The 22,108-nt window shown below is 69.5% G+C and carries 20 protein-coding genes and 1 pseudogene; 14 read left to right on the plus strand and 7 right to left on the minus strand.

Features of this window, described 5'->3' with window-relative positions:
- Nucleotides 1-96: 96 nt before the first annotated feature.
- The 4 genes and pseudogenes from ACZ7M2_RS46480 to ACZ7M2_RS46495 all read left to right on the plus strand — a co-directional run.
- A pseudogene (locus ACZ7M2_RS46480) lies at nt 97-615 on the plus strand (magnesium chelatase subunit ChlI family protein); the annotation flags it as partial.
- The gene (gene dprA / locus ACZ7M2_RS46485; protein WP_471600425.1) at nt 612-1,760 is read left to right on the plus strand and encodes a DNA-processing protein DprA; all 1,149 of its coding nucleotides are present in this window, start codon (nt 612-614) and stop codon (nt 1,758-1,760) included. The pseudogene ACZ7M2_RS46480 and the gene dprA, both read left to right, overlap by 4 nt.
- A gap of 272 nt (nt 1,761-2,032) precedes the next feature.
- Nucleotides 2,033-2,875 carry an RNA polymerase sigma factor WhiG gene (gene whiG / locus ACZ7M2_RS46490; protein WP_067371119.1) on the plus strand — a complete coding sequence of 281 codons (843 nt, stop codon included), beginning with the start codon at nt 2,033-2,035 and terminating at the stop codon, nt 2,873-2,875.
- 142 nt (nt 2,876-3,017) lie between these two features.
- Nucleotides 3,018-3,575: a TetR/AcrR family transcriptional regulator gene (locus ACZ7M2_RS46495; RefSeq protein ID WP_054235350.1), complete on the plus strand. Its 558-nt coding sequence runs from the start codon at nt 3,018-3,020 to the stop codon at nt 3,573-3,575.
- Between the two features lie 217 nt (nt 3,576-3,792).
- On the opposite strand, the gene ACZ7M2_RS46500 is transcribed toward ACZ7M2_RS46495, so the two are convergent.
- Nucleotides 3,793-4,398 carry a murein hydrolase activator EnvC family protein gene (locus ACZ7M2_RS46500; protein WP_471600426.1) on the minus strand — a complete coding sequence of 202 codons (606 nt, stop codon included), beginning with the start codon at nt 4,396-4,398 and terminating at the stop codon, nt 3,793-3,795.
- 270 nt (nt 4,399-4,668) lie between these two features.
- Between ACZ7M2_RS46500 and rpsB the strand changes: the two genes are divergently transcribed.
- From rpsB to ACZ7M2_RS46525, 5 genes are all read left to right on the plus strand, one after another.
- The gene (rpsB, locus tag ACZ7M2_RS46505; RefSeq protein ID WP_099920447.1) at nt 4,669-5,598 is read left to right on the plus strand and encodes a 30S ribosomal protein S2; all 930 of its coding nucleotides are present in this window, start codon (nt 4,669-4,671) and stop codon (nt 5,596-5,598) included.
- 95 nt (nt 5,599-5,693) lie between these two features.
- A complete protein-coding gene (tsf, locus tag ACZ7M2_RS46510) occupies nt 5,694-6,530 on the plus strand; it encodes a translation elongation factor Ts (RefSeq protein ID WP_403693526.1) in 837 nt (278 codons plus the stop codon).
- A gap of 179 nt (nt 6,531-6,709) precedes the next feature.
- Nucleotides 6,710-7,480, plus strand: a complete 771-nt coding sequence (pyrH, locus tag ACZ7M2_RS46515; RefSeq protein WP_054235346.1) for a UMP kinase — start codon at nt 6,710-6,712, stop codon at nt 7,478-7,480.
- Nucleotides 7,481-7,650: 170 nt separating this feature from the next.
- Nucleotides 7,651-8,208: a ribosome recycling factor gene (gene frr, locus ACZ7M2_RS46520; protein WP_067371376.1), complete on the plus strand. Its 558-nt coding sequence runs from the start codon at nt 7,651-7,653 to the stop codon at nt 8,206-8,208.
- On the plus strand, nt 8,208-9,338 hold the full coding sequence (locus ACZ7M2_RS46525) for a phosphatidate cytidylyltransferase (protein WP_471600427.1): 1,131 nt from the start codon (nt 8,208-8,210) through the stop codon (nt 9,336-9,338). Before frr ends, ACZ7M2_RS46525 begins: the two co-directional genes overlap by 1 nt.
- Nucleotides 9,339-9,461: 123 nt before the next feature.
- Here ACZ7M2_RS46525 and ACZ7M2_RS46530 read toward each other — a convergent pair whose 3' ends face one another.
- The 3 genes from ACZ7M2_RS46530 to ACZ7M2_RS46540 form a co-directional block, all read right to left on the minus strand.
- A complete protein-coding gene (locus ACZ7M2_RS46530) occupies nt 9,462-9,827 on the minus strand; it encodes a DUF6479 family protein (protein WP_097286414.1) in 366 nt (121 codons plus the stop codon).
- A 243-nt stretch (nt 9,828-10,070) separates the two neighbouring features.
- The gene (locus ACZ7M2_RS46535) at nt 10,071-10,313 is read right to left on the minus strand and encodes a hypothetical protein (RefSeq protein ID WP_471600428.1); all 243 of its coding nucleotides are present in this window, start codon (nt 10,311-10,313) and stop codon (nt 10,071-10,073) included.
- 790 nt (nt 10,314-11,103) lie between these two features.
- On the minus strand, nt 11,104-13,071 hold the full coding sequence (locus tag ACZ7M2_RS46540) for a SpoIIE family protein phosphatase (protein ID WP_471600429.1): 1,968 nt from the start codon (nt 13,069-13,071) through the stop codon (nt 11,104-11,106).
- 359 nt (nt 13,072-13,430) lie between these two features.
- On the opposite strand from ACZ7M2_RS46540, the gene rlmN reads away from it, so the two are divergent.
- From rlmN to ACZ7M2_RS46565, 5 genes are all read left to right on the plus strand, one after another.
- Complete coding sequence (gene rlmN / locus ACZ7M2_RS46545) at nt 13,431-14,537, plus strand: dual-specificity RNA methyltransferase RlmN (protein WP_099920438.1); 1,107 nt, start codon at nt 13,431-13,433, stop codon at nt 14,535-14,537.
- A 226-nt stretch (nt 14,538-14,763) separates the two neighbouring features.
- The gene (locus ACZ7M2_RS46550; protein ID WP_471600510.1) at nt 14,764-15,837 is read left to right on the plus strand and encodes a thiamine ABC transporter substrate-binding protein; all 1,074 of its coding nucleotides are present in this window, start codon (nt 14,764-14,766) and stop codon (nt 15,835-15,837) included.
- Complete coding sequence (locus tag ACZ7M2_RS46555) at nt 15,813-17,489, plus strand: ABC transporter permease (RefSeq protein WP_471600430.1); 1,677 nt, start codon at nt 15,813-15,815, stop codon at nt 17,487-17,489. Before ACZ7M2_RS46550 ends, ACZ7M2_RS46555 begins: the two co-directional genes overlap by 25 nt.
- Nucleotides 17,489-18,661, plus strand: coding sequence for an ABC transporter ATP-binding protein (locus ACZ7M2_RS46560; protein WP_471600431.1), 1,173 nt, complete (start codon nt 17,489-17,491; stop codon nt 18,659-18,661). The genes ACZ7M2_RS46555 and ACZ7M2_RS46560 overlap by 1 nt, the downstream gene beginning before the upstream one ends.
- A 10-nt stretch (nt 18,662-18,671) precedes the next feature.
- Complete coding sequence (locus ACZ7M2_RS46565; protein ID WP_471600432.1) at nt 18,672-19,472, plus strand: maleylpyruvate isomerase family mycothiol-dependent enzyme; 801 nt, start codon at nt 18,672-18,674, stop codon at nt 19,470-19,472.
- Nucleotides 19,473-19,554: 82 nt separating this feature from the next.
- On the opposite strand, the gene ACZ7M2_RS46570 is transcribed toward ACZ7M2_RS46565, so the two are convergent.
- The 3 genes from ACZ7M2_RS46570 to ACZ7M2_RS46580 all read right to left on the minus strand — a co-directional run bounded on the left by ACZ7M2_RS46570 (nt 19,555) and on the right by ACZ7M2_RS46580 (nt 22,006).
- On the minus strand, nt 19,555-20,244 hold the full coding sequence (locus ACZ7M2_RS46570) for an LAETG motif-containing sortase-dependent surface protein (RefSeq protein ID WP_471600433.1): 690 nt from the start codon (nt 20,242-20,244) through the stop codon (nt 19,555-19,557).
- A gap of 148 nt (nt 20,245-20,392) precedes the next feature.
- Entirely contained in the window at nt 20,393-21,508 is a 1,116-nt protein-coding gene (locus tag ACZ7M2_RS46575; RefSeq protein ID WP_471600434.1) for an LOG family protein, read from the minus strand.
- A 90-nt stretch (nt 21,509-21,598) separates the two neighbouring features.
- Nucleotides 21,599-22,006 (minus strand): VOC family protein, encoded by a 408-nt coding sequence (locus ACZ7M2_RS46580; RefSeq protein WP_075031245.1) that lies wholly within the window; start codon nt 22,004-22,006, stop codon nt 21,599-21,601.
- Nucleotides 22,007-22,108: the final 102 nt, after the last annotated feature.

Genomic DNA, 22,108 nt, shown 5'->3' on the forward strand with positions numbered 1-22,108 from the left:
GTCCGCTTCCGAGAGGCACTCGAAGCCCAGCAAACAGTCACTCGCCTCCGCTGACGCCGATGCGGTCAACGGTCAGACACAAACCCCGTTCACAAGCTGGCGGCGAACCCCTGTCCCTGCGGCCGTTTCTCGCAGCGGGACGACCTGTGCGAGTGCCCGCCCTCCATGATCCGCCGCTACCAGGCCAGGCTCTCCGGGCCGCTGCTCGACCGCGTCGACCTGCGGGTCGAGGTGGACCGCGTCACCCGGTCCGAGCTGACCGAGCGCGGTGCGCGGGGCGAATCCACCGAGACGGTCGCCGACCGGGTGCGGGCGGCCAGGGAGCGGGCCGCCGTGCGGCTGGCGGGCACGCCCTGGCGGACGAACAGCGAAGTGCCAGGCCGGGAGCTGCGCAGCCGCTGGTACGCGTCCCTGGGCGCGATGGACGAGGCTGAGCGGAGCCTTGAGCGAGGTGCCCTGACCGCCCGCGGCCTCGACCGGGTGCTGCGTGTCGCCTGGACCGTCGCGGACCTGGTGGGACACGACCGACCCGGCGCGACGGACGTCGCCCTCGCCCTGCAACTGCGCACCGGGGTCCCCCGTGGGGTACCGATGGCGATCGGCGCGCTGTCGTGAGCCAGGAGGACGAGAGGTTCCAGCGGGCCTTCCTCGCGCGGGTGATCGAACCGGGCGACGAGGTCTGCGGACGCTGGCTGCGGGCGGTCGGTGCCGAGGAGGCGGTCCGGCGGCTCGTCGCGGGCGGCGAGCAACCTCGGGGAGTGACGGACAAGCGCTGGGCGGGACTGCGGGCCCGGGCGGAGCGGGCGGATCCGGAGCGGGACCTCGCGGTGGCGCGGGAGGCCGGGACCCGGTTCGTGTGCCCGGGGGACCCCGAGTGGCCGGCGCAACTCGACGACCTCGGCGACACGCGCCCCACCGGCCTGTGGGTACGGGGGCGGTCCAGCCTGCGGATATGGGCGCTGCGCTCGGTCGCCGTGGTCGGAGCCCGGGCCTGTACCGAGTACGGCGCCCATATGGCGGCCACGCTCGGTGCCGGGCTCGCCGAGCGGGGCTGGGTGGTGGTGTCGGGCGGTGCCTACGGGGTGGACGGCGCCGCGCACCGGGGCGCCCTCGGGGCGGGCGGCGCCACCGTCGCCGTGCTGGCCTGCGGAGTCGACCGGCCCTATCCGCGCGGGCATACCGAGTTGATCACCCGGATCGCCGAACAGGGCCTGGTCGTGGGGGAGTTGCCGCCGGGCGACCACCCCACGCCGAGCAGATTCATCCTCAGGAACCGGGTCATCGCCGCGCTCACCCGGGGGACCGTGGTCGTCGAGGCCGCCTACCGCAGTGGCGCGCTGGTCACGGCGCGGGCGGCGCAGCGGCTGGGGCGGTTCGCGATGGGGGTGCCGGGCCCCGTCACCAGCGGGCTGTCGGCCGGGGTGCACGAGCTGTTGCGCGGGGAAGCGGTCCTGGTCACCGACGCCGCGGACGTCGCCGAACTGGTGGGCGACATCGGTGAGCTGGCCCCGGACCGGCGCGGGCCCGTGCTGCCGCGCGACCTGCTGGATCCGGGTGCCGGACGTGTGCTGGCCGCGCTGCCGGCGCGCGGTCTGGCGGGAGCGGAGGACATCGCCCGCGGGGCGGGAACCACCACGGACGACGCGGTCGGGAGGCTGTACGAACTCCGATCACTTGGTTTCGTCGAACGACACGGCGACGGCTGGAAGTTGACACGCCAGGCAATGATCTCGGTCCGCGGTGATCGTCGCGGGTGTTGACCGAGCGTGTTCGGCCGTCCGGGCGAACGCCGACAGCCTTGGCAATTCCCGCAGTTGATGTCTCTCGGTGATCACGGAGGGCGACGAACGTGCCCCCGAGGGACGCACAGCGGAACGTATCTGCGCACGGCTGATCCGCTCCCCTTCGCGCACTGCGACGCTCCAGTCACGCTACGCTCACGTGGATTCCGACGCAGGACAGGCAACTCGACATCAGCGCGACAGCTCACCCAGGTACCCCCAGTTCACGGCAGAACGGCACAAGGCGACGAATGCCCCAGCACACCTCCGGGTCCGATCGGGCGGCGATCCCCCCAGCCGCCCGCGACGGCGGTAGCGTGCGCCCGCCCGCTCCCTCGACGCTCGACGAGTTGTGGCGGTCGTACAAGGCGACGGGGGACGAGCGGCTGCGTGAGCAGTTGATCCTCCACTACTCACCGCTGGTGAAGTACGTCGCCGGGCGGGTGAGCGTGGGTCTGCCGGCCAATGTGGAGCAGGCCGACTTCGTCTCGTCGGGGGTGTTCGGGCTGATCGACGCGATCGAGAAGTTCGACATCGAGCGGGAGATCAAGTTCGAGACGTACGCGATCACGCGGATCCGGGGCGCGATGATCGACGAGTTGCGGGCGCTGGACTGGATCCCCCGGTCGGTGCGGCAGAAGGCGCGCAATGTGGAGCGTGCGTACGCGACGCTCGAGGCTCGGCTGCGGCGCACGCCGTCGGAGGGTGAGGTGGCCTCCGAGATGGGGATCGGGGTGGAGGAACTCCACGCGGTCTTCAGCCAGTTGTCGCTGGCCAACGTGGTGGCGCTGGAGGAGCTGCTGCACGTCGGCGGTGAGGGCGGTGGCCGGCTGAGTCTGATGGACACGCTGGAGGACACCGCGGCGGACAATCCGGTGGAGGTCGCCGAGGACCGGGAGCTGCGGAGGTTTCTGGCACGGGCGATCAACACGTTGCCGGAGCGGGAGAAGACCGTGGTCACGCTCTACTACTACGAGGGCCTGACGCTCGCGGAGATCGGGAACGTGCTGGGAGTGACGGAGAGCCGGGTGAGCCAGATCCACACCAAGTCGGTGTTGCAGTTGCGCGCCAAGCTGGCGAGTTTCGGGCGCTGACCTCGAGCGGGGCAAGCTGCTGAATCGTCCCTGCCTGGTCGCTCCCCTCGCTTGCGCGTTCCTGCCGGGTGGTGGGAGTGACTGCCGTCCGGGGCGGTCCGTCCGTAAAGTGGAGGGCGTGCCAAGGATTCGAGCGGCCTCCGTGGCCGAGCACCGGTCGATGCAGCGAGCCGCCCTGCTGGACGCGGCCCGGTCCCTGCTGTCCGAGGGCGGGACGGAGGCGCTGACCTTCCCGGCCCTCGCCGAGCGCACGGGGCTCGCGCGATCCTCCGTGTACGAGTACTTCCGCTCCCGGGCGGCCGTGGTCGAAGAGCTGTGTGAGGTGGACTTTCCGGTCTGGGCCGCGGAGGTCTCGGCGGCGATGGCCGCGGCGGACGGGCCCGAGGGCAAGGTCGAGGCGTACGTTCGACAGCAGTTGGCGCTGGTCGGGGACCGGCGGCACCGGGCTGTCGTGGCCATCTCCGCGAGTGAGCTCGATGCCGGGGCCCGGGAGAAGATCCGCGCGGCGCACGGCGGGCTGGTCGCGATGATCGTCGACGCGCTGCGGCAGATGGGTCACGCTGAACCCCGGCTGGCCGCGATGCTCCTTCAGGGCGTGGTCGACGCGGCGGTCCGGAGGATCGAGCTGGGGGCCGCGGAGGAGCCCGGCGTGATCACGGACGCCGCGGTGGGGATGGCGCTGCGGGGCGTACGCGGCTGAGCCCCTGCGTACCGGGTGCCCGGCGCCCGGCGCCCGGCGACGGGCCACGGGGCAGACGGTGCGGCGAGGCCCGGCCCGGCTTTGTTCGAAGACGCCGCCCCCCTTGCCCTTGCGGAGGGAGAAGCCTCCCCTGCCCGCGGATGGGTACGGGCTGTGTCCGCCCAAGCCCGGCAGTCAGGCCTGAAGCACTGGCCGCGGCCAGTGCTTCTCCCGTTTCTCACCGCTGCGCGCTCGTCACCGGGAGCAGGCGGGACGGGTCTCTGTGCAGGAGCCAGGGTGGGAGCAGGGACAGGGGGTTCAAGTAGGTTCTGTCCCTTCGCAGGCCCCAGTGCAGGCAGGGCGTACCGCAGTGGGCGTCGCCCGCTTCGAGCGTGCCCAGTACCTCGCCCGCGGCCACCTCGTCGCCCTGGTGCACCGTCGCCCGTACCGGGGTGAAGGTGGTGCGCAAGGGCGGAGCGCCCGTGCCCGTCAGTTCGACGGCGACCACGCCACGCCCCGCGACCCGCCCCGCGAAGGAGACGCGGCCGGCCGCGACGGAGCGGACGGGGGAGCCCGGGGGAGCCGCGAGGTCCACCCCGCGATGGCCGCGGGCGTAGGGCGTCGCCGGCGGGTCCCACCCCCGCAGCACCGAGGGGCGCAGACCCACCGGCCAGAGGCGGGCGAGCGGCACAACCGTCGTGTCGGGGGCCGGTGGACCGGCGGGAGACGGCGGCGCCGGACCGTTCGCCCGGGCCAGGGCTGAGGGGGTCAGCGCACCCAGCACGGCCACCGTCATCCCCAACAGCAACCCCAGCCACGTGCGCACACATCGTTTCGCTCGCATGCGAGAACGGTCCCGCATCTGACGGATCATGGCCGGGATCTGTGGACCACCGGCCGGTTGTGGACAGCGGCGTCACCCTGCACCTTCCGGGTCCCGTACACTTCTCGTGGCGATCCGGGTCACCGGGTCGACTTCGCACGCCCCGACACCCGGCCATCAAAAGCCGGTGTCAGCGCCTCTCGGTCCCTCGTGGCAAGGCGCATCGCGGGCGTCAGGCGCGAGTGCCGTCCGGCACGCGCGGCACAACCGAGAACACCAAGGAGAACGGCCATGGCCGTCGTCACGATGCGGGAGCTGCTGGAAAGCGGCGTCCACTTCGGTCACCAGACCCGTCGCTGGAACCCGAAGATGAAGCGCTTCATCTTCACGGAGCGCAACGGCATCTACATCATCGACCTGCTCCAGTCGCTGTCGTACATCGACCGCGCCTACGAGTTCGTCAAGGAGACCGTCGCCCACGGCGGCACGGTCATGTTCGTCGGCACGAAGAAGCAGGCGCAGGAGGCCATCGCCGAGCAGGCCACCCGCGTCGGCATGCCCTACGTCAACCAGCGCTGGCTGGGCGGCATGCTCACCAACTTCTCCACCGTCTACAAGCGTCTGCAGCGCCTCAAGGAGCTCGAGCAGATCGACTTCGAGGACGTCGCCGCTTCCGGTCTGACCAAGAAGGAGCTTCTCGTGCTCTCGCGCGAGAAGGCCAAGCTGGAGAAGACCCTCGGTGGTATCCGCGAGATGCAGAAGGTGCCCAGCGCCGTCTGGATCGTGGACACCAAGAAGGAGCACATCGCGGTCGGTGAGGCCCGGAAGCTCAACATCCCGGTCGTCGCCATCCTCGACACCAACTGCGACCCCGACGAGGTCGACTACAAGATCCCGGGCAACGACGACGCGATCCGCTCCGTCACCCTGCTCACCCGCGTGATCGCCGACGCCGTCGCCGAGGGCCTCATCTCCCGCTCCGGTGCCGGCAAGGCCGAGGGTGACAAGGCCGCGGGCGAGCCGCTCGCCGCCTGGGAGCGCGACCTGCTCGAGGGCGAGAAGAAGGCCGACGACGCCGAGGTCCAGACCTCCGCCGAGACGGAGAAGGTCGCCGACGCCGAGCAGGCCGAGGTTGTCGCCGAGGCCGAGGCCGTTGTCGAGGCCCCGGCCGCCGAGGCCCCCGTCGCCGAGGCCCCGGCCGCGGACGCCGAGCAGGCCTGACCCCTCACCCCTTCGGGTCACGAACGGCGGGGGCACAACGAGCCCCCGCCGTTCGGCCCGTAGATCTTCAGACTTCGAGAGAGATTCCAGGAATCATGGCGAACTACACCGCCGCCGACGTCAAGAAGCTCCGTGAGCTCACCGGCGCCGGCATGATGGACTGCAAGAAGGCGCTGGACGAGGCCGACGGCAACGTCGACAAGGCCGTCGAAGAGCTGCGCATCAAGGGCCAGAAGGGCGTCGCCAAGCGCGAAGGCCGCTCCGCCGAGAACGGCGCCGTGGTCTCCATCATCGCTGACGACAACACCTCCGGTGTCCTGGTCGAGCTGAAGTGCGAGACGGACTTCGTCGCCAAGGGTGAGAAGTTCCAGGCCGTCGCCAACGAGATCGCCCAGCACGTCGTCAAGACGTCGCCGGCCGACCTCGAGGCGCTGCTCGGCTCCGAGATCGTGCCCGGCAAGACGGTTCAGGCGTTCGTCGACGAGGCCAACGCCAACCTGGGCGAGAAGATCGTCCTGGACCGCTTCGCCCAGTTCTCCGGTGCCTACGTGACCGCGTACATGCACCGCACCATGCCCGACCTGCCCCCGCAGATCGGTGTCCTGGTCGAGCTGGACAAGGCCGATGCCGACCTCGCCAAGGGTGTCGCGCAGCACATCGCCGCCTTCGCGCCGAAGTACCTCTCCAAGGAGGACGTCCCGGCCGAGATCGTCGAGTCCGAGCGCCGCGTCGCCGAGGAGACCACCCGCGCCGAGGGCAAGCCCGAGGCCGCCCTCCCGAAGATCGTCGAGGGTCGCGTCAACGGCTTCTTCAAGGAGGCCACCCTCCTCGGTCAGCCGTACGCGCTCGACAACAAGAAGTCCGTCCAGAAGGTCCTGGACGAGGCCGGTGTCACCCTGAAGCGCTTCGTGCGCATCAAGGTCGGCATCTGAGTCCGTACCGCGATCGACGCGCGACCCCTATAGGGTCGGCAGCAGTCGTCCGCGTACGCCGACACGCGCGCGTGCGTGACGGACGACAGCAGATCTGACGAGGAGGCCATTGCCGCGTATGGGAGACAACACCCCACCGGCAATGGCCTTCTTCGTATGTGCACCATGAGGAGATCTCCATGACCACCACCCAGGCCGACAAGGGCGAGAAGACCGACGACGGCAAAGGCGCGGGCCGCTTTCTGCTGAAGCTTTCCGGTGAGGCGTTCGCCGGAGGCGGCGGACTGGGCGTCGACCCCGACGTGGTGCACAAGATCGCCCGCGAGATCGCGGCTGTCGTGCGCGGCGGCGCCCAGATCGCCGTCGTCATCGGCGGCGGCAACTTCTTCCGCGGCGCCGAGCTCCAGCAGCGCGGCATGGACCGGGCCCGGTCCGACTACATGGGCATGCTCGGCACGGTCATGAACTGCCTCGCCCTCCAGGACTTCCTGGAGAAGGAGGGCATCGACAGCCGCGTGCAGACCGCCATCACCATGGGCCAGGTCGCCGAGCCGTACATCCCGCTGCGCGCCGTACGGCACCTGGAGAAGGGCCGTGTGGTCATCTTCGGCGCCGGTATGGGCATGCCGTACTTCTCCACCGACACCACCGCCGCCCAGCGCGCCCTGGAGATCGACGCCGAGGCCCTGCTGATGGGCAAGAACGGCGTGGACGGGGTCTACGACTCCGACCCCAAGACCAACCCCGAGGCCGTCAAGTTCGACTCGCTCGGCTACGGCGAGGTCATCACGCGCGACCTCAAGGTCGCCGACATGACCGCCATCACGCTGTGCCGCGACAACAAGCTGCCGATCCTGGTCTTCGAGCTCCTGGCGGAGGGCAATATCGCTCGGGCCGTCAAGGGTGAGAAGATCGGCACACTTGTGGGTGACCAAAGCGGCCGGGCGTGACCGGGACCGACCTCGGCCGGGGACAAGCCCGGGCCGAGGACGGACCCTGACCGGGGGATGGACAATGTCCTGCCGGTCCGGAACCGTGCAGGAATAAGACGCGACGCAGCCGGCCGCCACCCCGACGAGGAGCAGCTGCCGGGCCTACTCAAGACACGCAGGAGCAAGTGGTGATCGAAGAGACCCTCCTCGAGGCCGAGGAGAAGATGGAGAAGGCCGTCGTGGTCGCCAAGGAGGACTTCGCCGCGATCCGCACCGGCCGTGCGCACCCGGCGATGTTCAACAAGATCGTGGCCGACTACTACGGCGCGCTGACGCCGATCAACCAGCTGGCCTCGTTCTCGGTGCCGGAGCCGCGCATGGCCGTGGTGACCCCGTTCGACAAGAGCGCGATGCGCAACATCGAGCAGGCGATCCGCGACTCCGACCTGGGCGTCAACCCGAGCAACGACGGCAACATCATCCGAGTGGTGTTCCCCGAGCTGACCGAGGAGCGCCGCAAGGACTACATCAAGGTCGCCAAGACCAAGGGCGAGGACGCCAAGGTGTCCATCCGCTCGGTCCGCCGCAAGGCCAAGGACACCATCGACAAGCTGATCAAGGACGGCGAGGTCGGCGAGGACGAGGGCCGTCGCGCGGAGAAGGAGCTCGACGACACCACCGCGAAGTACGTCGCTCAGGTGGACGAGCTCCTGAAGCACAAGGAAGCGGAGCTGCTCGAGGTCTGATGAACGACTCTTCCTGGGGGGCGCCGCCACAAGCCGGGTACTGGGGGCCGTCCGAGCAGGGGCCTGTCCAGGGGGCAGCCCCGGCGGGTCCCGCATACGATGCGCATAACGCGCAGCAGACTCGCCCCATGCCCATCGTGCCCGGCGTACCCGCACACGGCGGAGACCAGGATGACGACCGGGGGGCCGCTCGGCTGAGTGGCCCCCTGTTCCGCGACGACACCCCGTCGGCGGGATCCCTCGGGACCCCGTCGCAGAAGCCGCAGGAGCCCATGCCCAGCCCCGTCCCACAGCCCGCCCCCGCACCGCAGAAGAAGAGTGCGGGACGCGATCTGGGTGCCGCGATAGGGGTCGGCGTCGGGCTCGGTGCGGTGATCGTCGCGTCGTTGTTCGTCGTCAAGGCCGTGTTCGTCGGGGTCATAGCGGTCGCCGTGGTGGTGGGCCTGTGGGAGCTCACGTCACGGCTCGAGGAGCGCAAGGGCATCAAGGCGCCGCTCGTCCCGCTCGCGGTGGGCGGTGCGGCGATGGTCGTCTCCGGCTACGTCCGGGGCGCCGAGGGCGCATGGGTGGCGATGGCGCTCACCGCGCTGGCGGTCCTGGTCTGGCGGATGACGGAACCGCCCGAGGGTTATCTCAAGGACGTCACGGCGGGCGTTTTCGCGGCCTTCTACGTGCCGTTCCTGGCGACGTTCGTGGCCATGATGCTGACCGCCGACGACGGTCCGCGCCGCGTCCTGACGTTCCTGCTGCTGACGGTCGTCAGCGACACGGGCGCGTACGCGATCGGCTGGCGCTTCGGCAAGCACAAGCTGGCGCCGCGCATCAGCCCCGGCAAGACCCGTGAGGGCCTGTTCGGAGCGGTCACCTTCGCGATGGTCGGGGGCGCGCTGTGCATGCAGTACCTGATCGCGGACGGCACGTGGTGGCAGGGGCTGATCCTGGGCTTCGCGGTCGCGGCCACCGCCACGCTCGGCGACCTCGGCGAGTCCATGATCAAGCGGGACCTGGGCATCAAGGACATGGGCACCTTGTTGCCGGGCCACGGCGGCATCATGGACCGGCTGGACTCGCTCCTGCCGACGGCGCCGGTGGTCTGGCTGCTGCTGGTGCTCTTCGTGGGATCCGGCTGATCTGCGCGCATGTCGGTGAGGGGCTCGTCGTCCATGGTGACGGCGGGCCCCTTTTCGTCGTGTGGCCGACGCCGTTTCGGCGAGTGGCCAACGGCTTTCCGACGAGTGGCCGACGGCCCGGGGTCAGTGATGCCCCAGTCCACCGCTGCCGAACGAGCCGCTGCCGCCGTCGTGCCAGCGCTCTCGCTTCTGCGACGGGCTCGTGCGGGTCGACATGTGGGTCAGCTCGTACGGGGTGAGAGCGTGCTGGCCCTTGGCCACCTTGGGTACCTCGGCGGGCTCCCGGACTTCCCGCATCTCGCGGACCGGGCCCCCCTGCGGCACATGCGGCTGTTCCTCCGCGCGGGGCAGACGCGGTGCGCGGGTACGCATACGGCAGCTCAGCCAGAAGCTGCCACCCAGGAGTGTGATGAGTGCCACGGCGATCAAGAACAGCGCCAGGCTGATCAGACCGCTGGGCTCCGCCAAATACATCGATGCAGTACTCATATAAGGCAAATACCCTCAAATGACCCAACGAACCGGCCGTCCCGGCAACCGCCCCGACCGCGCCGGACACCTGGCCGGACGCGTGATCGGGCGCACGGCGGTCACCCGCAGCATGGGTCTGTGAACATCGCGAACGACGCGGACAACCCACTCCAGCTGCCAAGGACGGCGCCCTGCACAGCTCGCGGCCCAGGTCGCCCAAGTCGATCTGCGTCACTGGCATGGCCATGCCTAAGCCTTCGGCTACTGACCGTCTTGCAGTCCCTCAAGCACAACCAAAGAGCCATCCTCCTCGAACCGCAGCACGCGGGGCCGGGGAGCTTCCTGGGCTGAGACCGGCTCAGGATGAAGCTCTTCGTAGCGCTGATGGTAAAGATCAACCGCTTCGCGGAGCGGGCATCCTTGTGCCTCACGAATCGCCTTCACTGCGAGGATGGTGAGCCCCGCCAGAATGTCGCGATCTACACTCTCCGGCAGTTCTGCCACAGGTCCTCCCCGGTCCGGCATCGCAGTAGAGCAACCGCGGCTCCTCCGGTCAACTGAGTTGAGCAGCCGACCACGGAAGCCCTCGGCCGTGCCCGCTGCATAGTTCGCATCGAGGAGCTACGGCACGACCCCGGACCGTGCCACTCTCGTGCCGGAACGGACGGGGACTCACGGGAACTCGGGGTTCGCCGGGGCCAATTCGGCTGGCGTCCGCCCAAGGTAGGTATCCCCTGGTCACGTCTGTGATTGCCCCACCTCGCTCCTAAAGCGGTGGCTATTCGCCTGCTACTCCTGGACGGGAAGATCAGGATGGTTGGCCAGAAAGATCATGTAGGTGATCGCCGCTGCTGCCCCCAGGAGGGACAGCACGGCACCCACTACAGATCGCGTCCTACTTGCTCGGCCCGACTTTGATGCGTGGTACTCCACACGGGCCCGCACGAGCCCGACGAGTGCCATGGGGAGCGAGACGAAGCTGACCAGTATCCAGAACGGGCAGCAGAACCAGCATGCCAAGGAGGCCCCGCCGAACCAGACCGCGAGCTCTGCTCTCTCTCGTGTCTCGTCCGGTGTGCCTGCTGAAATCATCGACTGATCCAAGCAGAACCCTTCCCGTCGTACAGCAGCGAGGTACAGCAACCGTCGCGACCGGAATCGATCGCCAGCAGTCGCGCGCGACTCTCTCACCAGTCAAGCGATTGGCTCAGTCGTCGAGGACTCACCGCTCGGCGAATGAGCACCAGGTCTTGCAGTGGGGCCCGCATAGAGGGGTGGCAGGACGCGGGCGTCGTCATGTGCGTCGTATGGCCAGCACGGCCACGTCGTCGAGGTGGTCGACCGCGATCGCGGCGTCGAGGATGCGGTCGGCGGTCTCCTCGGCGTCCAGCCCGTCGTGGACGGCCTGGGCGGCCAGCGTTCCCGCTCGCTCCAGTCCGTCCTCCAGCGTCAGGCCCGGTCCCTCCACCACGCCGTCGGTGACCATGACCAGCACGCTGTCTTCGTCCAGGGTGAAGGTCTCCTCGCCGTACTCGGTACCGGGCACGACTCCCAAAACCGGCCCGCCCGGCAGCTCGCGGACCTCGTGGCTGCCGTCTCTGTGTGCGCACAGCAGCGGCACATGGCCGGCGCTGGTGCCGGTGACCTGTCCATCGTGCGGGTCGATGTGCAGCAGGGTGCAGCTGGCGAATCGTGCGGGGGCGGTCGTGACGAGTAGCTCGTTGGTGCGGGTCAGCACGGTTCCAGGATCCGGTTCCTGGGCGGCGATCGCGCGCAGGGACAAGCGGACCTGTCCCATGACGGCGGCGGCGTCCACGTCGTGCCCCTGGACGTCGCCGATCTCCAGTGCGATCGCGCCGTCGGGCATCATGAAGGCGTCGTACCAGTCCCCGCCGATGTCCAGCCCGTCCCGGCTGGGTTGGTAGCGGGCGGCGACCTCAAGGCCCGGGAGGTGCTCGGGCAGCGTGGGGAGCATGGTCTGCTGCAGCGCCGTGGCCAGCTCGACGTGTGCCTGTTGCAACCTGATCCGCTTGAGTGCCTGGCCGGCCAGGCGGGCCAGCGTGCCCACGAGGGTCTGCTCATCCAGGGGCAACAGGTATCCGCGGGGGTAGAGCATCGACCAGGCCCCGAGTGGCTGATCGCCGGGCTCGCTGAGGGGGGTGATCGAGAGGGCGTAGTCGGAGCCGAGATGGAGGAACTGCAGAAGTGGGGCATGCGGCCAGCGGCGGTTGAAGTCCTCCCGGTCGGTGATGAACTGCGGCTTGCCGGTACGGATGGCCTCGGACAGCGGGATCGGCTGGTCCAGCCGCAGGCCGTGCAGGGCCGCGACCGCGTGCATGTCTCTCCTGGCATCGGTGGAGATGCACAGGCGGTTGTCGTCGACGAGTGCGAGCACGGCGCCGAAGGCGCCGAGGGTCGCGGCGAGCCGGGTCAGGACGACCTGCTGCAGTTCCTGCTCCGTGGCTGCGGTGATCAAAGCGGAGGAGAAGTCGGCGATGTCCTTGGCGCGCTGTCGCTCGGCAGTCAGCGCGGCCTGCGCCTTCTGCTTGCGCTTCTCCTGCTTGGTGTCGTCGCGGACCACCAGGAAGATCCGTTCGGGGCCGTCAAAGCCCAGCTGGAGCCGACTGACCTGAACGGCCAGCCGGTGCCAGCCGTCGTGCGCGGTGTGGTACCGCTGCCTCACCCAGGGGGACCGCTGGACGGAGGCCGAGCGCAGGAGCTGCCGGAAGGCCTCCCTGTCGTCGGGGTGTATTGCCGAGATTACTTTGGACATCGACGTATTTGGATCCGGGACGAGCGCGACCAGGCTGGGTAGGCCACCGAGCCACTCCATCTGGTCCCTCTCGGGTGAATACATCCACAGGCCGAGGCCGGCGGCCGCGGTGGCCAGCCGGAACGGGATCAGCAGGCTGGCCAGGTCGTTTCGTGCATCCAGGGCGCGCACCCCTATCAGCCGCTTGTCACCGGCGGGATCCTTCACTAGTCGCGCCTCAAACAAACAGGTAACGGGTATTCCATGTTTCCCGGGAAAGTGCAGCTCCCGCATCGCGACCGCATCCGCCCTGGCGGCGTGGGCCACCAGATTTTCCGCCGACATCCGCTGGCTTGCAGGCCACAGGTCCACGAAGTCACGTCCCAGGCACTGCTCCGCCGGCCTGCCCAGCGCCGTGGCCATAGCAGCGTTGAGGTCGCGCAGGGCACCGTCCAGCGTCAGAAGAGCCGACGGGCAAGCCCTTCGATGAAGTTCGTCCGAGGCGTCCATCCGTGGCTCCCTGGCGCAAACCAAAACAGCCTCTTCAGCTATATTCGCGCATTTTGCTGTGATGTCTCAATGAAAGGGGTGTCCGACCGCCTGCGTCGAATGGCGAAGGCAGGAACTTGGTGGAGGCAGTTCGGTGACACGGTCGCTGAGCGCCAGCGCCTGTGGCGGCGGCCTCGCTCTCGCGGAGACGGCCCTGGGCGGACGCGATCTGGATCATGTCGGCGACGAGCGGGCAGTCTTCTGGGCCGTCCCTGGGCCGTGCGAGGCCGACCAAAGCTGACAGACGGCACCCACGGGTGACCACCCCCACCCCGCTCTGGCCTGGGGCCCCGGAGATGATCTGCCACACTGGTCGTGTTATGCCAGCACCCGGAGAACTCACATTCGTCGCCCCCCGCGGAGCCAAGAAGCCGCCGCGGCACCTCGCCGACCTCACGCCCGCCGAGCGCAAAGAGGCGGTTGCCGCGATCGGTGAGAAGCCGTTTCGCGCCAAGCAGCTCTCGCAGCACTACTTCGCGCGGTACGCGCACGACCCCGCGGAGTGGACGGACATCCCGGCCGCCGCGCGCGGCAAGCTCCAGGAGGCGCTGCTTCCCGAGCTGATGACGGTCGTGCGGCATCTGTCGACCGACCAGGACACCACCCGCAAGACTCTGTGGCGCCTGTTCGACGGCACGCTCGTCGAGTCCGTGCTGATGCGCTACCCGGACCGGGTGACCATGTGCATCAGCTCGCAGGCGGGCTGCGGGATGAACTGCCCGTTCTGCGCCACCGGACAGGCCGGGCTGGACCGGAACCTGTCCACGGGCGAGATCGTGCACCAGATCGTGGACGGGATGCGGGCCCTCAGGGACGGCGAGATCCCGGGCGGCCCGGCGCGGCTGAGCAACATCGTCTTCATGGGCATGGGCGAGCCGCTCGCCAACTACAAGCGAGTGGTGGGCGCCATCCGCGCGCTCACCGACCCCGAGCCGGACGGGCTCGGGCTCTCGCAGCGTGGGATCACCGTGTCGACGGTCGGGCTGGTGCCCGCCATCCACCGGTTCTCCGACGAGGGCTTCAAGTGCCGCCTCGCCATCTCGCTGCACGCCCCGGACGACGAGCTGCGCGACACCCTCGTCCCCGTCAACACGCGGTGGAAGGTGCGCGAGGTGCTGGACGCCGGCTGGGAGTACGCGGCCAAGTCCGGGCGCCGGCTCTCCATCGAGTACGCCCTCATCCGGGACATCAACGACCAGGCATGGCGTGGTGACCGGCTCGGGCGGCTGCTCAGGGGCAAGCCCGTACACGTCAACCTCATCCCGCTGAACCCGACACCGGGTTCGAAGTGGACCGCCTCGCGGCCCGAGGACGAGAAGGCCTTCGTCGAGGCGATCGCGGCTCACGGGGTGCCGGTGACCGTCCGGGACACCCGGGGCCAGGAGATCGACGGAGCCTGTGGTCAGCTCGCCGCCACCGAGCGGTAATCTGGCGAGGTCCAACCACATCTTCATATTCCGACAGGGGAGCGCCACAGCGCTGAGAGTGCGGTAGCCGGAGCACCGGTGGGCCGCAGACCCTCTGAACCTTGCCCAGGTCATTCTGGGTAGGAAGTTCGGGCATCACTCAAGCTGTTGCGCCCTGCCCGGGAACCTTCCGAGGATCCCGGGCAGGGCCGCGTCTCTTCCTGGTCATCCCAGGAGGAATTCAGTGATCACCAAGAGGACGACCACGGCCGCCGTCATCGGGCTGGGCCTCGTCACGCTGTCCGCGTGCGGGTCCTCCGGCAGCGGCGGTGCCGGGGACTCCAAGACCATCACGCTCGTCAGCCACGACTCGTGGGCCGTGTCGAAGAGCGTGCTGGAGGACTTCGAGAAGCAGTCCGGGTACAAGGTCAGGGTCCTCAAGGACGGCGACGCCGGGCAGGCCGTCAACAAGGCCATCCTCACCAAGGACAACCCGCAGGGCGACGTCTTCTTCGGCGTCGACAACACCCTGCTGTCCCGCGCGCTCGACAACGGGCTGTTCCAGTCGTACGAGGCCAAGGGCTCCGACCAGATCGTCCAGCAGTACCGGATCGACCAGGACAGGCACCGGGTCACGCCCATCGACTCCGGTGACATCTGCGTCAACTACGACAAGGCCTACTTCAGCAAGCACAAGCTGGCCCCGCCGGCCTCCTTCGACGACCTGATCAAGCCCGCGTACAAGAACCTCCTCGTCACCGAGAACGCGGGCACGTCCTCGCCCGGCCTCGGCTTCCTGCTCGGGACCGCCGCGAAGTACGGGGACGACGGCTGGCAGGACTACTGGAAGAAGCTCAAGGCCAACGGCGTGAAGGTGGTCGACGGCTGGGAGCAGGCCTACAACGACGAGTTCTCCGGGTCCGCGGGCGGCAAGAAGGCCAAGGCCGACCGGCCGCTGGTCGTCTCCTACGCCTCCTCCCCGCCCGCCGAGGTGATCTACGCCGACCCGAAGCCGAAGACCGCGCCGACCGGGGTCGCGAGCGGCACCTGCTTCCGCCAGGTCGAGTACGCGGGGCTGCTGAGCAACGCGAAGAACACCAAGGGCGGCAAGGCCCTTCTCGACTTCCTCATCAGCGTCAAATTCCAGGACGACATGCCGCTGAACATGTTCGTGTACCCGGTCCGCGAGACCGCCCAGGTGCCCGAGGAGTTCGTGAAGTTCGGCCCGCAGGCCAAGGACCCCGAGACCCTGGCCCCCGCCAAGATCGCCGGCAACCGTGACCAGTGGGTCAAGTCGTGGACCTCGCTCGTACTGAAGTAGCGCCTCGAAGGAGCCGCAAGGAGAGCGCGACGCGGATGGGGCTGATGGCCCTGCCCGTCGCGTTCTTCGCCGTCTTCTTCGCCTATCCCGTCACCGCGATCGTCGCCCGTGGCCTCAAGATCGACGGGGTCTGGCGGTTCGGACGGATCGGTGAGGTGCTCGCGCAGTCCGACATCCGGCACGTCCTGTGGTTCACCACCTGGCAGGCGCTCGCCTCCACGGCGCTCACGCTGCTGGTCGCGCTCCCCGGCGCGTATGTCTTCGCGCGCTTCGATTTCAGGGGCAAGCAGGTGCTGCGGGCGGTGGTGACCGTCCCGTTCGTACTGCCGACGGTCGTGGTCGGTACGGCGTTCCTTGCCCTGGTGGGCCGGGGCGGACTCCTCGACCAGCTGTGGGGTGTACGGCTGGACACCACCGTCTGGGCGATTCTGCTCGCGCACGTCTTCTTCAACTACGCGGTGGTCGTACGGACCGTCGGTGGCCTCTGGTCGCAGCTCGACCCGCGTCAGGAGGAGGCCGCGCGGATGCTGGGTGCCTCCCGGTTCGCGGCCTGGCGCAAGGTGACGCTGCCGGCACTGAGCCCGGCCGTGGCCGCCGCCGCGCTCATGGTCTTCCTCTTCACCTTCACCTCGTTCGGTGTGGTGCAGATCCTCGGCGGGCCGACCTTCTCCACCCTCGAGGTCGAGATCTACCGGCAGACCTCGGAGATCTTCGACCTCGCGACCGCGGCGGTGCTGACGATCGTCCAGTTCGTGGCGGTCGGAGCGATCCTCGCCGTGCACGCCTGGACCGTACGCCGCCGGGAGACCGCCCTGCGCCTGGTGGCCCCGGAGGTGACCGTGCGCAGGCCGCGCGGGGCCGGCCAGTGGGCGCTGCTGGGCGGGGTCCTGGCGAGCATCCTCGTTCTTCTCGTCCTGCCGCTCGGGGTACTGGTCCAGCGTTCCCTGGACGCACCCGGCGGTTATGGATTCGCGTACTACAAGGCGTTGACCTCGGCCGACAGCGGCATCTTCCTGGTGGCGCCGATCGCGGCGATCGGCAACTCGCTGGAGTACGCGCTGGCCGCCACCGCCATCGCCGTAGTGATCGGCGGTCTCGCGGCCGCCGCGCTCACGCGGCGTACCGGGCGTCTCGTACGGGGTTTCGACGCGCTGCTGATGCTGCCGCTCGGCGTGTCCGCCGTGACCGTCGGGTTCGGCTTCCTGATCGCGCTCGACGAACCGCCGCTGGATCTGCGCTCCTCCTGGATCCTGGTGCCGCTCGCGCAGGCTCTGGTGGGCGTCCCCTTCGTCGTACGCACCATGCTGCCGGTGCTGCGGGCGGTGGACGGCCGGCTCCGGGAGGCCGCCGCCGTCCTCGGAGCCTCGCCCTGGCGGGTGTGGCGGGAGGTCGATCTGCCGTTGGTGCGGCGGGCGCTGCTGATCGCGGCGGGGTTCGCCTTCGCCGTGTCACTGGGCGAGTTCGGGGCGACGGTCTTCATCGCGCGGCCCGACAACCCGACCCTGCCCGTCGCCGTGGCCCGGCTGCTCGGGCGCGCGGGTGACCTCAACTACGGCCAGGCGATGGCCCTTTCGACGATCTTGATGGTGGTGTGCGCGGTGGCCCTGCTGCTGTTGGAACGCATCCGCACCGACCGGACGGGGGAGTTCTGATGGCGCGACTCGCGAAGCAAGCGACGCAGGAGGCGCAGGAGGTGACGACGGAGCATCCCCGGATCCAGGCCCAGGCCCAGGCCCAGGCCCAGGCCCGGACCCAGACCCAGGCCCTGACACAGCCCCGGACGCGCGAGGCCCTGCTGAAGGTCGAGGCCGCGACCGTACGTTTCGGCGGTCGGCCGGTGCTCGACGCCGTCGGCCTCGACGTCGCCGAGCACGAGATCGTGTGTGTGCTCGGACCGAGCGGCAGCGGCAAGTCCACGCTGCTGCGGGCGGTGGCCGGACTGCAGTCGCTCGACACGGGCCGCGTGCTCCTGGCGGGACGCGACCAGGCAGGGGTGCCCGCGCACAAGCGGGGTGTCGGGCTGATGTTCCAGGACCACCAGCTCTTCCCGCAGCGGGACGTGGGCGGCAATGTCGCCTTCGGGCTGCGGATGCAGGGCGCGTCGAAGGAGCAACAGGGCGCACGAGTCGAGGAGTTGCTGGAGCTGGTGGGGCTGCCCGGAGCCCGCGCACGCGCCGTCGCCGCCCTCTCCGGCGGTGAGCAGCAGCGGGTCGCGCTGGCCCGTGCGCTCGCCCCGTGTCCCCGGCTGCTGATGCTCGACGAGCCGCTCGGCCAGCTGGACCGTTCGTTGCGGGAACGGCTGGTCGTCGAACTCCGGCAGCTCTTCGGCGAGTTGGGCACGACGGTGCTCGCCGTCACCCACGACCAGGGCGAGGCCTTCGCGCTCGCCGACCGGGTCGTGGTGATGCGTGAGGGACGGATCGCCCAGTCCGGTACGCCACTTGAGGTCTGGCAGCACCCGGCGGACGAGTTCGTGGCCCGTTTCCTCGGCTTCGACAACGTGGTCGCGGCGACGGTGCGCGATCGGCTCGCGGACACCCCGTGGGGGAGGGTCCCGGTGCCGGAGGGCACCGCGCAGGGCCCTGGCACGCTTCTCGTACGGCCCGCCGGGGTGCGGCTGGTCGACCCCGCGGACGGGCTGCGCTGCACCGTGGCCGCACGCACCTTCCGGGGCACCCACGTCGCCGTACAGCTGAAGCCGGAAGACGCGCCGCCCATTGAAGCGGCGTGCGCGCTGCGGGAGGCGCCCGCGCCCGGTGACGAGGTCGGCGTGGCGTTCGAGGCCGCCGAAATCGTGGTGCTCGGGGAGCCGTCGGCGCCATAGGGTGCGGATCATGACGCTACTCGCACATGACCGCTACTGCGACGCGATCGAGCTGGAGGTGCGGCGGCTGAGGGACGTGGTGACGTCCGGGGCCGACCTGTCGGCGACCGTGCCGACTTGCCCGGACTGGTCGCTGGAGCGGCTCGTGCGGCACACCGGCGGGGCACTGCGCTGGGTCGAGCTCATCGTCCGCACGAAGGCGCAGGAGAATGTGCACGACGAGCAGGTGCCGCTCCTGGAGGGACCCGCCGCCGAGGGCGACCCCGCCGCGCTGGACGCCTGGCTCGCCGAGACCGGCGAGATGCTCGTCGCCGCGCTGCGCGAGGCGGGGCCCGACATCAAGGTGTGGGCCTGGGCCGGGGACCTCAGCTCCGCCTTCTGGGCCCGCCGGATGACGCACGAGCTGGTGATCCACCGTGCCGACGCGACGCTGGCGGCCGGGCTGCCGTACGAGGTGGCGCCCGATGTGGCCGCGGACACGATCGACGAGTGGCTGGGGATCATCGAGTTCGTGCAGCGGACGCGGCCGCACGACGCCGCCGCGGCCGAACTGCGCGGGCCGGGCCGCAGCATCCACCTGCACGCCACCGACACCCCGCCCGAACTCGACGCCGAGTGGGTCATCGAGCTCACCGAGGAGGGTGTCGTGTGGCGCCGGGACCACGAGAAGGCGACCGTCGCGCTGCGCGGCCCGCTCACCGACATCCTGCTCGCCTTCTACCGCCGACTGCCGGTGGACGACGGGCGGTTGGAGGTGCTGGGGGAGCGGGAGCTGCTGGACTTCTGGCTGGAGCGGGCGACCTTCGGCTAGCCGGCGTACCCGGACAGGCGTGTGGCCCGCCCCCTTCGAGAGGGACGGGCCACACGTTTCACGCAGACGTACGGTGTGCGGTTCAGCTCGACTTCGAGGCGCCGCGGCGACGCATGCCGAAGAACACCGCTCCGCCGCCGACCACCACGAGGGCACCGGCGATACCGGCGATCATCGGGGTGTTGGAGTTCGCACCGGTCTCGGCGAGGTTGGAGCTACCGGCCGCGGGGGACGGGGCGTTGTCGCCCGGCGTCGCGGGCGCGGGGCTGCTCTCCGACTCCGACGGGTTCGCGGAGGGCGTCCCCGAGGAGGCGGGCGAGGACGGGGTCTCCGACGGCTTCGGGGTCTCCGAGGTCGACGGCGACGGCGACTCGGTCGCGCAGGCCGTGGACGGGGCGGTCACGTTGCCCTTGATGTCCTCGTCGACCTGCTTTCCGGCCTTGACGTGGACGCGGTACGTGGCGTTCGGCTTCCAGTCCTCGGCGAAGGTGATGGTGACACCCTGGCGCGAGCCGACGATGTCCTGCTCGCCGACCTTCTTCGCGTCGGCGCCGTTGGACTCCAGGAACACGGAGACGGTCGCCTTGGTGCCGGAGGCATCCACGTCCGTGACGGAGATGATGCCGTTGGTGCCGTCGCACTTGGCTTCGGCGGAGAACTCACTGATGTTGCAGGCAAGGGCGTTGCCCGCGACGCCGAGCGCGAGCGCGGCCGTGGCGGAGGCAACACCGAGGATTCGCACGGAACGTGCGGTACGGCGAGATATGGACACGATTGCCCTTCACAGAATGCGCAACTGCGGGGGGTTTAAGGGGGGTTCTGCTGTGTCAACAGGGCCCCTCGGGCCTCACAGGTTTATAAGCGCCACCTAAGGGCTGTCAATGCATATGCCCAGCCGTGTCACCGGCTTTGCCTTGTCATTAACCGCCGAGGCGTTTGAGCGCCTCCGGTGCCTCCTCGATCCGGTCCACCAGGGCGATCCGGGACGCCATCGACCGTTCGTGGGCAAGGGATTGGAGAAGGGGCCAAGTGGGGTGTTTTTCGGTCCAATGCGCACGGTTCACGAGAACCATGGGGGTGGGCTCACCGCGCGACTCGTAGTAGTTCGGCGTCGCGTTGTCGAAGATCTCCTGTACGGTCCCGGCGGCGCCCGGAAGGAAGACGACACCCGCGGTCGAGCGGGCCAACAGCCCGTCCTCCCGGGTCGCGTTGGCGAAGTACTTGGCGATGTGGGCGGCGAAGGCGTTCGGCGGCTCGTGGCCGTAGAACCAGGTCGGGATGCCGACGGAGGGGCCGCCGTCCGGCCAGCGCTCGCGCACGGCGAAGGCGGCGCGCGCCCAGTCGCCGATGGAGGGGGTGAACGACGGTGCCTCGGCGAGGAGCCGGAGCGCCTCGGTGAGCATCTCGTCGTCGAACGGGGCGGCGTACGCGCCGAGGTTCGCCGCCTCCATCGCGCCAGGGCCGCCGCCGGTGGCGACCGTGAGCCCGGCACGCGCCAGTTCGCGCCCCAGGCGCGCGGCGCCCTCGTACGCCTCTGTGCCGCGTGCCATCGCGTGACCGCCCATCACGCCCACGACCCGGGTGCCGATGAGGAGTTCGTCGAGCGCGTCCGACACCGAGTCGTCGTGGATCGCGCGCAGCATCGAAGCGAAGACGTCGCCGTCGGCCTTGGTCTGCTGGAACCAGGCGTACCCGCGGGCATCCGGGGTCGCCTCGTAGCCGTCGTCGAGCGACGCGAAGAGCTCGTCCGGGGAGTAGAGCAGCCCGCGGTAGGGGTCGAAGGGCAGCCCGGGTATGGGCGGGAAGACGAGCGCGCCGGTGGCCCGTACCCGTGCCGCCGCCGCGGGGTCCATCGGGCAGCCGAGGAAGACGGCGCCCGCAGTGTCCACGCCGAGCAGGGCGTCCGTACGGTCCGTCAGATCCACCGCCTGGACGCGGAACCGGGCGAGCGAGCCGTGCTCCGAGACGACCTTGTCGAACTCGGCGAGGGACTCGATCTCGCGGTCATGGGCGGCGTGAAGGGGTGTTGGCTGCACGCGGCCATGCTAGGGGTGGGTTCTTCGACGGCGGGCGGCGGTCTCCCCCCCCCTGAGGGGGACACGCGCGTGCGTGTCCCCCGGGGGGGCTCAGCTCTGGACCGCGGCCGGGTCCATCCACATGACCTCCCACGTGTGGCCGTCCAGGTCGTCGAAGGTACGGCCGTACATGAAGCCGTGGTCCTGGGCCTCCCGGGTCCCCGACCCGCCCGCCGCGAGGGCCTTGTCGCAGAGTTCGTCGACCTTCTCGCGGCTCTCGGCGCTCAGACACAGCAGCACCTCGCTGGTCTTCGTCGGGTCCGCGATCTCCTTCTTCGTGAAGTCCGCGTAGCGCTGCTTGCTCAGCAGCATCGCGATGATCGTGTCGCTGATGACGACACAGGCGCAGTCGTCCGTCGTGAACTGCGGGTTGATCGTGTAGCCGAGCTCGGTGAAGAACTTCTTCGAGGTGTCGACGTCGTTCACGGCGAGGTTCACGAAGATCATCTGCTGGTACATGAGGGGTCTCTCCCGGTGCGGGTGAAGTGATGCGGTGCCGTTCGCAGAGGTAGACCGCCACTCCGCACGGAACTCATCGCCCGGCGGGAAAGAAGCGGGAGG

The sequence above is a fragment of the Streptomyces sp. NPDC111507 genome (assembly GCF_055638955.1).

Excerpts from the sequence above, each read along its gene's own strand:
- whiG (WP_067371119.1), top strand. The coding sequence starts at position 2,033 with ATGCCCCAGCACACCTCCGGGTCCGATCGGGCGGCGATCCCCCCAGCC.
- ACZ7M2_RS46500 (WP_471600426.1), bottom strand. The coding sequence starts at position 4,398 with ATGCGAGCGAAACGATGTGTGCGCACGTGGCTGGGGTTGCTGTTGGGG.
- rpsB (WP_099920447.1), top strand. The coding sequence starts at position 4,669 with ATGGCCGTCGTCACGATGCGGGAGCTGCTGGAAAGCGGCGTCCACTTC.
- tsf (WP_403693526.1), top strand. The coding sequence starts at position 5,694 with ATGGCGAACTACACCGCCGCCGACGTCAAGAAGCTCCGTGAGCTCACC.
- pyrH (WP_054235346.1), top strand. The coding sequence starts at position 6,710 with ATGACCACCACCCAGGCCGACAAGGGCGAGAAGACCGACGACGGCAAA.
- ACZ7M2_RS46525 (WP_471600427.1), top strand. The coding sequence starts at position 8,208 with ATGAACGACTCTTCCTGGGGGGCGCCGCCACAAGCCGGGTACTGGGGG.
- ACZ7M2_RS46530 (WP_097286414.1), bottom strand. The coding sequence starts at position 9,827 with ATGAGTACTGCATCGATGTATTTGGCGGAGCCCAGCGGTCTGATCAGC.
- ACZ7M2_RS46540 (WP_471600429.1), bottom strand. The coding sequence starts at position 13,071 with ATGGACGCCTCGGACGAACTTCATCGAAGGGCTTGCCCGTCGGCTCTT.
- rlmN (WP_099920438.1), top strand. The coding sequence starts at position 13,431 with ATGCCAGCACCCGGAGAACTCACATTCGTCGCCCCCCGCGGAGCCAAG.
- ACZ7M2_RS46560 (WP_471600431.1), top strand. The coding sequence starts at position 17,489 with ATGGCGCGACTCGCGAAGCAAGCGACGCAGGAGGCGCAGGAGGTGACG.
- ACZ7M2_RS46565 (WP_471600432.1), top strand. The coding sequence starts at position 18,672 with ATGACGCTACTCGCACATGACCGCTACTGCGACGCGATCGAGCTGGAG.
- ACZ7M2_RS46580 (WP_075031245.1), bottom strand. The coding sequence starts at position 22,006 with ATGTACCAGCAGATGATCTTCGTGAACCTCGCCGTGAACGACGTCGAC.